The organism is Thiomonas islandica (assembly GCF_055383445.1).
Genome location: NZ_AP042391.1, coordinates 654,247 through 669,549, shown reverse-complemented (window position 1 = coordinate 669,549; position 15,303 = coordinate 654,247). Strand labels below are relative to the sequence as shown.

Genomic DNA, 15,303 nt, shown 5'->3' with positions numbered 1-15,303 from the left:
GCTCAGACCGTGCGGATGGCCTCGACCGGGTCGAGGCGGGCGGCGCGGCGCGCCGGGGCAAAGGCGGCGAGAACCCCGGCGGCGGTGGCGATCAGCATCGCCTGCGGCACCAGCCAGGGGCTGACCGTCACCGGAAACAGCCGCGGCCCGGCGGTGTTGAACAGCATGACCGCGCCGACGCCGAGCAGCGCGCCCGCAGTCGATCCCACCAGCCCGAGCAAGCCGCCCTGGACCAGGAACACGCTCATCATGCGCAGGCGGGTTGCGCCCATCGCGCGCAGGATGCCGATCTCCCGCGTGCGCTGCACCACGCTGACCGCGAGCACACTGGCGATGCCCAGCGCCACCGACAGCGCGACCGACAGCCGGATGATGTTGGTCGACAGCGATTGCGAGCGCAGCGCGTTGAGCAACTGGCTGTTGGTCGTCATCCAGCTCTCGGCCTTCACGCCGAAGGTGCGCGCCAGCCGCGCAGCGATGCCCTTAGCGGCGAACAGCTCGCGCACGCTGAGGTCGATTTCGGTGACCGCACCGGGCAGCCCGAGCAAGGTCTGCGCCTGCCGCAGCCCGAGGTAGACCTGGCGCTCGTCGATGTCTCGCACGCCGAGGGTGAAAATCCCGGCGACGCGAAACGCCTGCACCTGCCCCGACGGGCCGGTGAGCCTCAGCGTGTCGCCGATGGCCAGCCCCAGGTCTGAGGCCAGACGCGAGCCGATGAGGATTTTTTCCGCGCCGACGGCAAAGCGCCCGGCAACCAGATCGCGATCGACCGGGATGATGCGCACATAGCTCTGCGGGTCGATTCCAGTGATGGCCACGGCGCGCACCGCGTTGCCACGCTGCGCAAACGCTGGGCCGGAGATCACCGGCGTGGCCGCGCTGACATCGGGCATGGCGCGGATCGCCTGCAGCACCGCGGCGGCGTTGTCGATGCCGCGCAGCCGTTGCGGCCGCGGGTCGATGCGCGACAGATATACCGTGTCCGCCGCTGGCGGCGGGGTGAGCGGCACGAGATCGGCCGCCTTGACCACGATTTGCGGCTGGCTGCCGAGGGTGCGTGTGACGATATTGCCCTGCAGCGCGGTCACCAGGGCGGTGATGAACACGATCACCGCCGATCCCATCGCGATGCCGACCAGGATCAGTGCGGTCTGCGCGCGGCCGTCGCGCAGGAATTGCAGGGCGATGTTCCAGGACAGGCGCATGCGTTAGCGCCCTGGTGGAAGCGGCAGTTCGTTGTTGACCGCCGCCGCGCTCGCCGCAGCGCTCGGCAAGGGCTGCAGCCGTACGCGCACGCGCTGCCCGACGGCGATGTCGCGTGTGGCGATCACCTCGTCGCCGGCACGCAGCCCCGAACGCACCTCGGAGAGCGTCAGTCCGCGCAGCCCGAGCTCGACGCGGCGCGGCCGCGCGCGTCCGTCGTCTGCGATGAGCACGGTCGCGCGCCCGCCGTCGACCTCGCGCAGCGCATCGTTCGGCACGACCAGCGCGCGCTCGCGCCGGGCGGTCACGATATCGGCCGAGACCGTCATGTCCTGCCGCAGCCAGGCCGGCGGGTCGGGCACGCGCAAGCGCACCTCGAGCGTGCCGGTGGCACGGTCGACCTGTGGTGCAAGAAAGCGCACCGTCGCCGCAAAGCGCCGGTCGGGGTAGGCGTCGGCGACGCACTGCGCCGGCTGCCCCGGCTGCAACTGGCCGATGCTCTGCTCGTTGACCGGCAGCAGGATTTCCGTCGGCCCGGACATCGCCAGCGTCAGCAAGGGCTGCCCCGGCGTGACCGTGTCGCCGACCTCGACATTGCGCGACAGCACCACGCCATCGACGCCGGCGCGGATCAGCGTGCGCGCGCTCACCGCGCTGGCGGCTTGCACCGCAGCCTGCAGTGCGCGCTCCTGCGCGCCACCGGGGGCGACCGCGTCGAATGCCGCCTGCGCGCTTGCCACCGCCTGCCGCGCGTTGCGCAGTGCGGTCTGCGCCTGCTCGAGCTGCTGCGCCGAGCCGCCGCCGCTGTCGAATACGCCCTGCGCCCTGCGCGCATCGCGCTCGGCCTGCTCGAGCTGTGCCTTGGCCTGCGCTAGCGCCGCAGCCGCCTGCGGGCGCGTCTGCTCGATCAGCTGCTGCAGCGCCGCATGCGCCTGCTCGAGCTGCGCGTTGGCCTGATCGCCGCGCAGTTCGAGCAGCACCTGACCAGCCTTGACCACATCGCCACGCTCGACCAGGCGCTTGACCACGGTGCCGGTGATTTCGCTCGAGACTTGCACGCGCGACGGGGTGATGACATAGCCGGTGGCGACGACGTTCTGTACCAGGGCATGCGGCGTGACGCGATAGGCCGCGACCAGCGGTGGTTGGCTGCGCCACCACAGCAGCGCGCCGAGCAAGACGAGCGCAGCCACGAGCCACAGCAGGCGACGCAGGCGGCGGGAGGGGGCAGCAGAGGCGAAGGAGGGCATGCGGGCGGTGGGTGGTGCGGCAAGCGCGCATCATAAGCAGCCTCTTTCTTTGGTGCGCAATGTCTGACCATGGTGCTTGCGCTGCGACAAACCTAGTGGCTGTGTCTTGCCTGTTCATTGCGGTTCTGGTTCAATGCAGTGACTTGACGCGCACAGCAATGACCGCAACCCGCTTTTACTTTTTTGGTTTCTGGTTTTTCTCGCACCGCACCGGCGGAGGGGGAGGCTGACGCGCAGCCAGATCAAACCTCAAAAAACCGCCGGCCCCGCCCGGCGGTTTTTTTTCGGGCGGGAGGCGGCTCCAGCCACCATGTTCGACATCTCGCCAACCCACCTCAGCAGCCTGCCCGCAGGAGACCATCCGATGCAGTCCAAATCCGTCGCCGACCCGTTACACAAGCCGCAGGAAGATAAAACTTCGCGCACCGACAACGCCCGCATCAGGCACATCGTGCCGCTGCCGCCGCCCGAACATCTGATCCGCTTCTTCCCGATTGCCGACACCCCGGTGGAGACGCTGGTGGCCGATACCCGGCAGGCCTTGCACCGCATCATCCACGGCGACGACGACCGGCTGCTGCTCGTCATCGGCCCCTGCTCGATCCACGACCCCAAGGCCGCGCTCGACTACGCCGGACGGCTCGCCGAGCTGCGCCGCAAGCATGCCGATGAACTCGAGATCGTCATGCGCGTGTACTTCGAAAAACCGCGCACGACGGTCGGCTGGAAGGGGCTGATCAACGACCCGTATCTGGACGAGAGCTTTCGCATCGACGAAGGGCTGCGCATCGCACGCGAGCTGCTGATCGACATCAACCGCCTGGGCGTGCCGGCGGGCAGCGAATTTCTCGACGTGATCTCGCCGCAATACATCGCCGACCTCATCTCTTGGGGGGCGATCGGCGCGCGCACGACGGAAAGCCAGGTGCACCGCGAGCTCGCCTCGGGGCTGTCGGCGCCGATTGGCTTCAAAAACGGCACCGACGGCAGCCTGCGCATCGCGATTGACGCGATCCACGCCGCGCGCAGGCCGCACTCGTTTCTGTCGGTGCACAAGAACGGGCAGGTGGCGATCGTGCAGACCCGCGGCAATAAGGACACACACGTCATCCTGCGCGGCGGCAAGACGCCGAACTACGACGCAGCCAGTGTGCGCGCCGCCTGTGCTGCGCTCGAGGAGGCCGGGCTCGACTGCCGGCTGATGATCGACTGCTCGCACGCCAACAGCGCCAAGCAGCACATGCGCCAGCTCGAGGTCGCGCGCGACATCGCCGCGCAACTCGCCGCGGGCGAGCGCTGCATCTTCGGTGTGATGGCTGAAAGCCACCTGGTCGGCGGAGCGCAGAAATTCACCCCGGGCAAGGACGATCCGGCCAAGCTCGTCTACGGTCAGAGCATCACCGATGCCTGCCTGCCGTGGGACGATTCAGTCGAACTGATGCAGGTACTGGCTGACGGCGTCAAGGCCCGGCGCAAGCGCAAGGCGGCAAAATAGGTGCTTTGTCGTTTCTTGCAGGAACCCATGCCCGCCATCCGCATCGACCTGTTCGAGGGCCGCAGCCCCGAGGTCAAAAAGCAACTGATCCAGAACATCACCCAGGCCGTGGTTGACACGCTCAAGTGTTCGCCCGACGCGGTGGACATCATCCTCTTTGAGGTGCCCAAGTCGCACTGGGCGACGGGCGGCAAGCTGTGGAGCGAACCGCGCGATTAGTGGTCTAAAAGGATCAAATCATTCGCTTTTGATTGGAATTAACAAACAGATACCGCGCCAATAGACTGCCATGTACGCCTTCCGCCCGGTGCGGGAGAATTCAAGGAGTAGGTGTCATGGCAAGAATGCGTGCGGTTGATGCCGCGGTGCTGGTGCTGGAAAAGGAAGGCGTGCATCAGGCCTTCGGCGTGCCGGGTGCGGCGATCAACCCGCTGTACTCCGCGCTGCGCAGCAACGGCCACATCGCGCATGTGCTGGCGCGCCATGTCGAGGCCGCGTCGCATATGGCCGAGGGTTATAGCCGTGCCGCACCCGGCCATATCGGTGTGTGCATCGGCACCTCCGGCCCGGCGGGCACCGACATGATCACTGGGCTGTATTCGGCGATTGCCGATTCGATTCCCATTCTGTGCATCACCGGCCAGGCCCCGCGCGCGCGGCTGCACAAGGAAGACTTTCAGGCGGTGGACATCGAATCCATCGCCAAGCCGGTGTGCAAATGGGCAGTGACCGTGCGCGAGCCTGCGCTGGTGCCGCGGGTGTTTCAGCAGGCCTTCCATGTGATGCGCTCAGGGCGCCCCGGCCCGGTGCTGATCGACCTGCCGCTGGACGTGCAGCTGGCCGACATTGAGTTCGACCCCGACACCTACGCGCCGCTGCCGCTCTACAAGCCGGCGGCCACCCGGGCGCAGATCGAGCACGCACTGGACATGCTCGATGCCGCCGAGCGTCCGCTGATCGTCGCCGGTGGCGGCATCATCAACGCCGATGCCAGCGATCTGCTGGTGCAGTTCGCTGAACTCACCGGCGTGCCGGTGATCCCCACGCTGATGGGGTGGGGCGCGATCGGCGACAGCCATCCACTGATGGCCGGCATGGTTGGGCTGCAGACCGCGCACCGTGGCGGCAACGTCAATTTGCTGGCCTCCGATCTGGTGCTGGGCATCGGCAACCGATGGGCCAACCGCCACACCGGTTCGCCCGAGGTCTACACCAAGGGACGCAAAATCATTCATGTGGACATCGAGCCCACGCAAATCGGCCGGGTGTTCATGCCCGACTACGGCATTGTCTCCGACGCCCGGGCGGCGCTCGAGCTGTTCATCGCGCTCGCGCGCGAGCGCAAGGCTGCGGGCCGGCTCAAGGATCGCACCGTCTGGGCGCGCGCCTGCCGGCAGCGCGTGCAGACCATGCTGCGCAAGTGGGACTATGACCAGATCCCGATCAAGCCGCACCGGGTCTACAAGGAAATGGTCGAGTTCTTCGACGCCAACACCCGCTACGTCACCACCATCGGCCTGTCGCAAATTGCCGCGGCGCAACTCCTCAAGGTGGAAAAGCCGCGGCACTGGATCAACGCTGGCCAGGCCGGCCCGCTAGGCTGGACCATGCCGGCAGCGATCGGCGTGGTGGTGGCCGACCCGACCGCCGATGTGGTGGCGATTTCGGGCGATTACGACTTCCAGTTTCTGATCGAGGAGCTGGCCGTGGGGGCGCAGTTCAAGCTGCCTTACATCCACATCGTGGTCAACAACTCATATCTCGGCTTGATCCGCCAGGGCCAGCGCCAGTTCGACATGGACTACTGCGTGCAGCTGTCGTTCGACAACGTGAATTCGCCCGAGGTGAGCGGCTACGGCATCGACTTCGTCAAGGTCACCGAAGGGCTGGGCTGCAAGGCCATCCGCGTGTTCGACCCCAACCAGATCCAGTCCGCGCTGGCGCAGGCGCGCAGGCTGATCAAGGAATATGCCGTCCCCGTAGTGGTCGAGATCATTCTGGAGCGCGTGACCAATATCGCGATGGGCGCCGAAATCGACGCCATCACCGAGTTCGACCCGGTCATCGACCTGCAACCTGCTTGAGGCCTGAACCATGCCCAAATTCGCCGCTAACCTCACCATGCTCTTCACCGAAGAGCCGTTCATCGACCGCTTCGAGGCCGCCGCCAAGGCCGGTTTCAAGGCGGTGGAGTTCCTCTTTCCCTATGCCCACAACGCGCAGCAGGTGCGCAACGCCGCGATGGAAGCCGGGGTGCAGATCGTGCTGCACAACCTGCCCGCGGGCGACTGGGACGCGGGCGAGCGCGGCATTGCCTGCCTGCCCGACCGCGTGGCCGCGTTCCGCGAGGGCGTGGCCCAGGCGATCGACTACGCGCAGACCCTAGGCGTGTCCCAGCTCAACTGCCTGGCGGGCAAGGTGCCCGCCGAGGCCGACCCCGCCGCGCTGCGCGCCACGCTGGTGAGCAATCTGCGCTACGCCGCCGGGCAGTTGGGTGCGCATGGCATCAAGCTGCTGATCGAGCCGATCAACACTCTCGACATTCCCGGCTTTTACCTGCACGGCACGCAGCAGGCGCTGGACATCATGGACGAGGTCGGCGCCGACAACCTGTGCCTGCAGTACGACATCTATCACATGCAGCGCATGGAAGGCGAACTGGCCGCGACCATGCAAAAACACCTGCCGCGCATCGCGCATGTGCAGCTCGCCGACAACCCCGGGCGCAACGAGCCAGGAACCGGCGAGATCAATTACCACTTCCTGTTCCAGCATCTCGACCGCATCGGCTACACCGGCCACATCGGCTGCGAATACAAGCCCAAGACCACGACCACTGCGGGTCTGGGCTGGCTGGACGCGCTTTGAACACACCACACGTTCACAACCAAACGGAGACTCAGATGGCGACCATTGGATTCATCGGGCTGGGCATCATGGGTGCGCCGATGGCAGGGCATCTGCTCGCCGGCGGGCACACGCTGTATGTCCACACCCGCAGCAAGCCGCCGCAGACCCTGATCGACGCTGGGGCCAAGCCCTGCGCCAACGGCGCCGAAGTAGCGCGCAACGCCGACATCATTTTCACCATGGTGCCCGACACGCCCGATGTGCAGCAGGTGCTGTTTGGCGAAGACGGCGTGGCCCAGGGACTGAGCCAGGGCAAGATCGTGGTCGATATGAGTTCGATCGGGCCGATGGAAAGCAAGGAATTCGCTCAGCAGATCAACGCGTTGGGGTGCGAGTACCTCGACGCCCCGGTGTCGGGTGGCGAGGTCGGTGCCAAGGCAGCGACACTCACCATCATGGTCGGCGGCAGGCAACAGACCTTCGACAAGGTGCTGCCGCTGTTTCGGCTCATGGGCAAGAACATCACCCTGGTCGGCGGCAATGGCGACGGCCAGACCTGCAAGGTCGCCAACCAGATCATCGTTGCGCTCAACATCCAGGCCGTGGCCGAGGCGCTGCTGTTTGCCAGCAAGGCCGGTGCCGACCCGGCCAAGGTGCGCCAGGCGCTAATGGGCGGGTTTGCCGCCTCGCGCATTCTCGAAGTGCACGGCGAGCGCATGATCAAGCGCACCTTCCAGCCGGGTTTTCGCATCAACCTGCACCAGAAGGATCTCAACCTTGCGCTGTCCGGGGCCAGGCAGCTCGGCGTGACGCTGCCCAACACCGCCGTGGCGCAGCAGCTCATGTCGGCCTGTGCCGCCAACGGCTTGGACGCGCTCGACCATTCCGCGCTGTGCCGTGCGGTGGAACTGATGAGCCACCACACCATTGCGCCTGAGGCGTGAAACGCGCTCACCGGCGCGTCAGCTTTGTGCTCCCTCCCCGCTCGCGGGGAGGGTTGGGGGGCGGTTGCTGACGTGCGTTCCCCCTCCCAGCCTCTCCCACCTTTGGGGGGAGAGAAATTCCCTGCCGTGCGCTCGGCGACGGTTTGGGTGCAGAAAATGAACAACGCCGCGCAACGTCCAACCCGCACTTTGCCGCCATGACCCTGCCCGCCCCCGCGACCCATCATCCGATCCCCTTCCTGCGCGCGCTGTTCGACCGCGCCGTGGCCCGCGCACAGCCTGAGCGCGTGTTGCCCGCGTCTGTGCCGCCCCCGCCCAAAGGCCGCACCTTGGTGCTTGGCGCGGGCAAGGCCGGTGGCGCAATGGCGCAGGCGCTCGAGGCCGCGTGGCCGGCGGACGCGCCGCTGTCCGGTCTGGTGGTCACCCGCTACGGCTACGTGCCGCCCGCGCTGCGCGATGCGCCCGGGCGCATCGAACTGGTCGAGGCCGCGCACCCCGTGCCCGACGCCGCTGGTCAAGCCGCGGCGCGGCGCATGCTCGCGCTCGCCCAGGGCTTGACCGCCGACGATCTGGTGATCTGCCTGATCTCCGGCGGCGGCTCGGCGCTGCTGTCGTTGCCCGCCGCAGGGCTCACCCTGGCCGACAAGCAGCGCATCAACCGCGATCTGTTGATGAGCGGTGCGACCATCGCCGAGATGAACTGCGTGCGCAAGCATCTCTCGGCGATCAAGGGCGGACGGCTGGCGGCGGCCTGCGCCCCGGCGCAGGTGTTCACTCTGCTGATTTCCGATGTGCCCGGCGACGATCCGGCGGTGATCGCCAGCGGCCCCACCGTGCCCGATCCCACCACCTGCGCGGATGCGCTCGCTATCCTCGCGCGCTACCGCATTGACATCCCCCCCCCGGTGCGCGCCGCGCTGCAAAGCGGTGCGCTGGAAACTCCCAAGCCCGGCGACCCGGTGTTTCGCGGCCACCATGTCGCGCTGATCGCCACCCCGCGGCAGATGCTGCAAGCCGCGGCCGACGCTTGTGCGCAGGTCGGTCTGTCCGCCCACATCCTGGCCGACGACATGGAGGGCGAGTCGCGCGACATCGCGCTGGCGCATGCGGCGCTGGCCCGCAGCGTGGCGCGTCACGGCACGCCTTTCGCCAAGCCCTGCGTCATCCTCTCCGGCGGTGAGACGACCGTGACCGTGGCCAAAGGCAGCACGCCCGGCAAGGGCGGGCGCGGCACCGAGTTTCTGCTCGCCCTGGCGCTGGCCCTCGACGGCGAGGCGGGCGTCTGGGCGCTGGCCGGCGACACCGACGGCATCGACGGCAGCGAGGACAACGCCGGTGCTTGGATCACCCCTGACACACTCGCGCGCGCCCGCGCCGCCGGCTTGAACCCGCGCGCCATGCTCGACCATCATGACGCCTACTCGCTGTTCGCCGCCACCGGCGACCTACTGGTCACCGGCCCGACCTACACCAACGTCAACGACTTCCGCGCGGTGCTGATCGGGCCCAGTTGATGCTGCATGCAGAGGGCGTGAGGGCTGTGAGGGGCATCCGCAGCAGACGCGCCACGCTGCTCTCACTTCCCCCACTCGTGGAGAGGGCCGGGAGCGGGTTCATTCTCGGACGGCACCGCGCTTGCCAGCGCGAGAAAATTGTGCAGCGGCGGCTGCGCATCGCCCTGTCGCCACGCCAGCAACACTTCGGTGCTGGCCTGCACGCCGCGCAGCGGACGGTAGGCGACGAAGGGCAGCTGCGCACGCTGCATCGACGCGGCGACGATACCCACACCCAGTCCAGCGGAAATCAGCCCGATCAGCGTGGGCATTTCGTGCACCTCCTGCGCGATGCGCGGGGTAAACCCGGCCTGCGCGCACAGCGCCAGGGCCTGCGCGCGCAGGCCCGATCCCAGGCTGGCGCTGTAGAGCACGAAGGGCTGCTCGCGCAGTTCGGCCAGTTGCACCGCGGACTGCGCCGCCAGCGGATGGTCGGCGTGGATCGCTACGAGCAGCGGCTCGCGCTGCACCACCAGAGTGGAAAGCCGCGCATCGTCGACCGACGCGGTGTAGCGCAAAAAACCCAGGTCGAGCCGGTCCGCCAGCAGATCGTCGATCTGCGCCTGCGAGGGCTGCTCGCGCAGATCGAGCGTCACCTGCGGCCAGGCGGCGCGAAAGTCGCGCAGCAGCCGCGGCATCACGTCGGTGAAGGGCATCGACCCGGCAAAGCCGATGCGCAGCCGCCCGGCCTCGCCGCGTCCCGCCTGCCGGGTCTGGGTGATCGCATGCTCGACCGCGTCGAGAATGCCGCGGGCCAGCGGCAGCAGGGCGTCTCCCGCGACGGTGCGCTGCACGCCGCCGCGACCGCGGGTGAACAGCGGCACGCCGAGCTCGGCTTCGAGTGCGCGGATCTGCTGGCTCAATGGCGGCTGCGACACATGCAGCCGCTGTGCCGCGCGGGAAAAATGGCGTTCCTCGGCCACGGCCACGAAATAGCGCAGATGACGCAGATCCATATCGAAAACATCTCAAACGTTTAGAAAATGATATTTCACATATCGAATAGCCGCATCTACGCTCAAGAAAGTGTCGCCGCGCCCGCGCCTGGCGGCCCGACCATGTCCTGATTCCCATGTCCGCCACCCTCCTGCCCGTGACCATGCCCGCGTCCGAACGCCCGCCCGAGTGGCTGCGCCGCGCCGCGGTCAGCGCTGCCGGAATGTGCGCGTTTTTCACCATGTATGTCACGCAGGGCCTGCTGCCCAGTCTGCAGGCGGTGTTTCATGCCAGCGTGGCCGAGCTCAGCCTGACCATCACGGTCACCACCTTGGCGGTGGCGATGGCGGCGCCGTTTTCCGGCATTGCGGCAGACCGCTTCGGTCGCAAGCGGGTGCTGCTGGCCTCGCTCGCCGGGCTGGCGCTGTCCACCCTGCTGGCGGCCACGGCCCATAGCCTGCACGGTCTGCTGGTCTGGCGCGCGATCGAGGGGCTATGCATCCCCGGGGTGTTCACCGCGACCGTGGCGTACATCAGCGAGGAATGGGCGGCGTCCGATGTGCCTGCGGTGACCGCGCTCTACATCTCCGGTTCGGTCGCCGGGGGATTTCTCGGGCGTTTCATCGCCGGCATGGTCACCGCGCATGCCGACTGGCAGGCAGCGTTCGTGGTGCTGGGCGGAGTCAATTTTTTGTTCCTGCTGCTGATCGCCCGCGGCCTGCCGGCATCGCGTCGGTTCCAGGCCGCCTCGGGCGGGCTGCGCGCGGCGCTTGCGGGCTTTGCGCCGCACCTGCGCAACCCGCGGCTGCTGGGCACCTACGCCATCGGCTTTGGCATTCTGTTCTCGCAGGTCTGCACCTTCACCTATGTCAGCTTTCACTTGGCCGGCGCGCCGTACCACTTCGACCTGAAGGATCTGAGCCTGCTGTTCACGGTCTATCTAGTGGGCATGGTCGCCACACCGCTGGCGGGCAAGCTGGCGTGGACCTTCGGCAAGCGCCGGGTTTTCGTCACTGCGGTAGGGCTGGGCGCATGCGGCATGCTGCTGACGTTGCTCGGCCCGGTGTGGGCCATCGTGGCAGGACTCACGCTGAGTTCGGGCGGGGTGTTCATCGCGCAGTCGATGGCCACCGCACAAGTGCCCGCGCTCGCCGGGCAGGCGCGGTCCTCGGCGGTCGGGCTCTATGTGCTGTGCTATTACATTGGCGGCAGCGTCGGCGCCTTCGGCCCGGCCTGGATATGGACGCACGCCGGCTGGGCCGGGTGCGTGACGCTGGTGCTGCTTGTGCAGCTGGCTATCGGCGCAGCGGCGTGGCGCATCTGGGACGTGCCTGCGGCAACACTGAATGAGTCTGTGTGATGCTGCGGGATGGGATGCAAGGCGCACACCCAGACAATAGCCGTCGCTATGGCGAGCGAGGGCTGCGCCGCAGACCGCCCGCAGGCCGGATGCGCGGCGCGCATGGGACTTGTTCAGTGTTGCCCTACACCAGCCGCGCGATGATGTAGGCCAGAAACGACAGCAGCAGGCTCGATCCAAACGGAAAAATCCACTCGCGGCCGAACAGCCGGATGGTGAAATCCAGCGGCATGCGGCCGATGCCCAAGCGCCGCAGGTGCGGCAGCAGCGCCGAGAACACGATCGACGCCAGGATGAACACGATCAGCCAGCGCATCGCCGAATCGTCTCACAAGGTGTGGGTGCGGTCGCCGCGGACAAAGCCGCGCAGCGGCAGATCGTTCACCCCGCGGCCCAGCGCGATGACCTTGAACAGCTCGCCCATCTCGCTCTCGCCCAGCAGCTTGTTGACTGCGGCGGTCTGGCGCAGATAGTGCGATCCACCCGGCGCGGCGGTGGCGGCGCAGAGTGCGGCGGCGCTGCTGGGCGCGACCGGCGGCGGTCCGGCGGCAAATTCCTCGGCAACCAGGTCGAGCAAACCGCAGTTGAGCAAAAAGTTCGCCTGGCTGGTGTAGCCCAGCACGTCCATTCCGGCGTCCTGCGCGGCCAGCGCCACTGCGGTGAAGTCGATGTGCGCGGTCATGTCGGCCAGCCCCGGCCAGAGCAGCACGTCGTCGAGTGCGCGGTGACGGTAATGCGCGCGCAGCGTACCCATGTGGCGCTGCGGGTGATAGTACTCGTGCTGCGGAAAGCCGTAGTCGATGAACAGCGCCACGCCGCGCGCCAGCCGCTCGGCCAGGGTGCGCACGAAGCCCAGCGCTTGCGGGTGAATTTCGGTGACGCTGCCCACTGGCAGCGCCTGCTCCTCGGGGTGGGGCGGCCGCAGCAGGGTCGGACGGTCGGCAAACACCAGATCGTCACCCTCCTGCGCCACGCCGCGCTCCATCCAGCCGGTGTCATGCCGCGCGAGCAGCTTCACCGGCATGGCGTCGAGCACTTCATTGCCGATGACCACGGCCTCGAATGCGTCCGGCAGGTGGTGCCACCATTGCACTCGGTCGGCCAGGTGCGCCGCGCAGCGCTGCAGCGTGTCCATCTGCCGATGCTTGAGCGCGCCCGACACCTCGACGATCGCGTACTGCCGCGGTGCGCAGCCCAGGCGATCGAGTTCGGCGAGCACCTGCGCCGCCAACTTGCCCGACCCCGCGCCAAATTCCACCACCGTCTGCAGTCCGGTGTGCTGCAGCACCTGCGCCACTTGCGCCGCAAGGGTGCGGCCAAACAGCGGCGAGAGTTCGGGCGCGGTAACAAAGTCGCTGTCGCTGCCGAAGTCGCCAAACTGCCCGGCCTGCCCGGTGTAGTAACCCAGCCCCGGGGTGTACAGCGCCAGCTGCATGTAGGCGTCGAACGGCAGCCAGCCGCCACCGGCATGCAGGGCAGCCCGCAGTTGCGCAAGGAGTTGCGCGCTGCGCTCCAGCGCCATCGGGGCTGGGGCCGGTAGACTTGGACGCTGTTCGTTCATCAGTGCATTCTAAAAAGCATGCAGCCCACAACCCCCGCTGCCCCCGGTTCCCGACCCGTCGCGCTGGTCACTGGCGGCGCGCACCGGCTCGGGCGCGAGATCGTGCTGCATCTGGCTGCGCACGGTTGGGATGTTGCGGTGCACTACCACCGCTCGGCGCAGGCCGCGGCCGAAGTGTGCAGCGCGGCGCAAGCTGCGGGTGCGCGGGCTGCTGCGGTGTGCGCCGATCTGGCCGACGCCGCCGCCGTGCAGGCGCTGCTGCCGCAGGCGGCGCACGCGCTGGGCCAGGTGGATGCATTGGTGAACAACGCCGCGCTGTTCGAGTTCGACGACGCACGGCATTTCAGCGTGGACGCGGCGCGGCAGCATTACCAGGTCAACACCATTGCGCCGGTGCTGCTGGCGCAGGCGCTGCATGCGCACCTCAGCGCGCGCGGCGCGCAGGGCTGCGTGGTCAATTTGCTCGACCAGAAGTTGAGCAATCCCGACCCCGATTACCTGTCGTACACCCTGTCCAAGGCCGCGCTGCAAGCGGCCACCGTGGCGCTGGCGCAGGCGCTTGCCCCTGTGCTGCGCGTCATCGGCGTGGCCCCCGGGCTGATGCTGCCCTCCGGCCCGATGACTGAGGACGAATTCACCCGCGTGCACAGCCGCACCCCGCTGCAGCGCGGCAGCACCCCGCAGGACGTGGCGCAGGCGGTGTATTTCGCGCTGCAGGCGCGTGCGATGACCGGCACCACCCTGCTGGTCGACGGCGGCCAGCATCTTGCGGGCACCGGGCGCGACGTGCTGTTTGCGGTGCGCGAGCAGTCCCTCTTTTCAAACTAGGAATTCCACCATGTTCAGTGCCCTGTCGCACCCCGCACTGCGCGGCTGTCGCCGCCTGTTTCTGCAGAACTACGAGGTCAACATCAATATCGGTGTGCACGAGTTCGAGAAGCGCGGCGAGCAGCGCGTGCTCATCAATGTCGATCTGTTCGTACCGCTGGCCCTGTCCACTCCGCTGCAGGACAAGCTCGACGAGGTGGTCGATTACGACTTCATGCGCAGTGTCATCGCCGCGCGCATCGCCCGTGGTCACATCCACCTACAGGAAACCCTGTGCGACGATGTGGCGCGCATCATGCTTGAACACCCGCGGGTCAAGGCGGTGCGCGTCTCCACCGAAAAGCCCGATGTCTACCCCGACTGCCAGAGCGTCGGCGTGGAAGTGTTTCATGTGAAGGACATGCAGCCGTGAGCGATCCCCAGGCCGCTGCGATTCGCCGTGCGGCGCAGAAAGCCGCGTTCGAGGACAACAAACTGGCCAAGCGCCTGCACCGTCTGGTCGGGCAGGCCATCGTCGACTTCAACATGATCGAGCCCGGCGACCGAGTCATGGTCTGCATGTCCGGCGGCAAGGACAGCTACGCCTTGCTCGACATCCTGCTGAATCTGCGCGAACGCGCGCCGATCGACTTCGACCTGGTGGCGGTCAACCTCGACCAAAAGCAGCCTGGCTTTCCGCAAGAGGTGCTGCCTGACTATCTCAAGAGTCGCGGCGTGCCGTTTCACATCGAGGAGCAGGACACCTATTCCATCGTCAAGCGCGTGGTCGAGCCGGGAAAGACCACCTGCGGCCTGTGCTCGCGACTGCGGCGCGGCATTCTCTACCGCGTGGCGGGCGAGTTGGGCGCGACCAAGATCGCGCTCGGCCATCACCGCGACGACATACTCGAAACCTTTTTCCTCAACCTGTTCTTCGCCGGCAAGCTCAAGGCCATGCCGCCCAAGCTGGTCAGCGACGACGGAAAGCATGTCGTCATCCGCCCGCTGGCCTATGTGAACGAGGCCGATCTGCAGCGCTGGGCGCAGGTGCGCGAATTTCCACTGATCCCCTGCACCCTGTGCGGCAGCCAAGACAACGCGCAGCGCAAGCAGGTCAAGGCCCTGCTGCGGCAGTGGGAGCGCGAACACCCAGGCCGGACGCAGAACATGTTCAGCGCCCTGTCGCAGGTGGTGCCGTCGCACCTGGCAGACCGTACGCTGTTCGACTTCGCCAGCTTGCGCGCCACCGGCCGGCCAGACCCGCAAGGCGACATTGCGTTCGACCCCGAACCCTGCGGCAGCACGGGCGAACTCTCGCGCGCACAATCTGTCCAATGGTTTTGA

General features: G+C 67.3%; 15 protein-coding genes. 10 read left to right on the top strand and 5 right to left on the bottom strand.

Annotation, left to right across the window (positions count from 1 at the left end):
* Positions 1-2: 2 nt before the first annotated feature.
* Together ACZ47F_RS03190 and ACZ47F_RS03185 are read right to left on the bottom strand one after the other, a co-directional pair.
* Positions 3-1,205: an ABC transporter permease gene (locus tag ACZ47F_RS03190; protein WP_464925861.1), complete on the bottom strand. Its 1,203-nt coding sequence runs from the start codon at positions 1,203-1,205 to the stop codon at positions 3-5.
* Between the two features lie 3 nt (positions 1,206-1,208).
* Positions 1,209-2,453, bottom strand: coding sequence for an efflux RND transporter periplasmic adaptor subunit (locus ACZ47F_RS03185; protein WP_464925860.1), 1,245 nt, complete (start codon positions 2,451-2,453; stop codon positions 1,209-1,211).
* Between the two features lie 364 nt (positions 2,454-2,817).
* On the opposite strand from ACZ47F_RS03185, the gene ACZ47F_RS03180 reads away from it, so the two are divergent.
* The 6 genes from ACZ47F_RS03180 to ACZ47F_RS03155 all read left to right on the top strand — a co-directional run bounded on the left by ACZ47F_RS03180 (position 2,818) and on the right by ACZ47F_RS03155 (position 9,256).
* A complete protein-coding gene (locus ACZ47F_RS03180; protein WP_464925859.1) occupies positions 2,818-3,948 on the top strand; it encodes a 3-deoxy-7-phosphoheptulonate synthase in 1,131 nt (376 codons plus the stop codon).
* A gap of 27 nt (positions 3,949-3,975) precedes the next feature.
* A complete protein-coding gene (locus tag ACZ47F_RS03175) occupies positions 3,976-4,167 on the top strand; it encodes a 4-oxalocrotonate tautomerase (protein ID WP_464925858.1) in 192 nt (63 codons plus the stop codon).
* Positions 4,168-4,283: 116 nt separating this feature from the next.
* A complete protein-coding gene (gene gcl / locus ACZ47F_RS03170; RefSeq protein ID WP_464925857.1) occupies positions 4,284-6,032 on the top strand; it encodes a glyoxylate carboligase in 1,749 nt (582 codons plus the stop codon).
* Between the two features lie 10 nt (positions 6,033-6,042).
* Positions 6,043-6,816, top strand: coding sequence for a hydroxypyruvate isomerase (gene hyi / locus ACZ47F_RS03165; RefSeq protein ID WP_464925856.1), 774 nt, complete (start codon positions 6,043-6,045; stop codon positions 6,814-6,816).
* A 35-nt stretch (positions 6,817-6,851) separates the two neighbouring features.
* Positions 6,852-7,742, top strand: coding sequence for a 2-hydroxy-3-oxopropionate reductase (locus ACZ47F_RS03160; protein ID WP_464925855.1), 891 nt, complete (start codon positions 6,852-6,854; stop codon positions 7,740-7,742).
* Positions 7,743-7,939: 197 nt separating this feature from the next.
* The gene (locus ACZ47F_RS03155) at positions 7,940-9,256 is read left to right on the top strand and encodes a glycerate kinase type-2 family protein (RefSeq protein ID WP_464925854.1); all 1,317 of its coding nucleotides are present in this window, start codon (positions 7,940-7,942) and stop codon (positions 9,254-9,256) included.
* Positions 9,257-9,318: 62 nt separating this feature from the next.
* On the opposite strand, the gene ACZ47F_RS03150 is transcribed toward ACZ47F_RS03155, so the two are convergent.
* Complete coding sequence (locus tag ACZ47F_RS03150; protein WP_464925853.1) at positions 9,319-10,251, bottom strand: LysR substrate-binding domain-containing protein; 933 nt, start codon at positions 10,249-10,251, stop codon at positions 9,319-9,321.
* A 116-nt stretch (positions 10,252-10,367) separates the two neighbouring features.
* Here ACZ47F_RS03150 and ACZ47F_RS03145 point away from each other — a divergent pair, with 116 nt between their 5' ends.
* A complete protein-coding gene (locus ACZ47F_RS03145) occupies positions 10,368-11,591 on the top strand; it encodes an MFS transporter (RefSeq protein ID WP_464925852.1) in 1,224 nt (407 codons plus the stop codon).
* Between the two features lie 124 nt (positions 11,592-11,715).
* On the opposite strand, the gene ACZ47F_RS03140 is transcribed toward ACZ47F_RS03145, so the two are convergent.
* Both ACZ47F_RS03140 and ACZ47F_RS03135 read right to left on the bottom strand, forming a co-directional pair.
* A complete protein-coding gene (locus tag ACZ47F_RS03140) occupies positions 11,716-11,907 on the bottom strand; it encodes a DUF2905 domain-containing protein (RefSeq protein WP_464925851.1) in 192 nt (63 codons plus the stop codon).
* Positions 11,908-11,919: 12 nt separating this feature from the next.
* Positions 11,920-13,152, bottom strand: a complete 1,233-nt coding sequence (locus ACZ47F_RS03135; protein ID WP_464925850.1) for a class I SAM-dependent methyltransferase — start codon at positions 13,150-13,152, stop codon at positions 11,920-11,922.
* 18 nt (positions 13,153-13,170) lie between these two features.
* Between ACZ47F_RS03135 and ACZ47F_RS03130 the strand changes: the two genes are divergently transcribed.
* From ACZ47F_RS03130 to ttcA, 3 genes are read left to right on the top strand one after another with little or no spacing between them, the layout of a single operon-like run.
* Positions 13,171-13,980 (top strand): SDR family oxidoreductase, encoded by an 810-nt coding sequence (locus tag ACZ47F_RS03130; RefSeq protein ID WP_464925849.1) that lies wholly within the window; start codon positions 13,171-13,173, stop codon positions 13,978-13,980.
* Positions 13,981-13,990: 10 nt separating this feature from the next.
* Positions 13,991-14,392, top strand: a complete 402-nt coding sequence (locus ACZ47F_RS03125; protein ID WP_464925848.1) for a dihydroneopterin aldolase — start codon at positions 13,991-13,993, stop codon at positions 14,390-14,392.
* Positions 14,389-15,303, top strand: a complete 915-nt coding sequence (gene ttcA / locus ACZ47F_RS03120; RefSeq protein ID WP_464925847.1) for a tRNA 2-thiocytidine(32) synthetase TtcA — start codon at positions 14,389-14,391, stop codon at positions 15,301-15,303. The genes ACZ47F_RS03125 and ttcA overlap by 4 nt, the downstream gene beginning before the upstream one ends.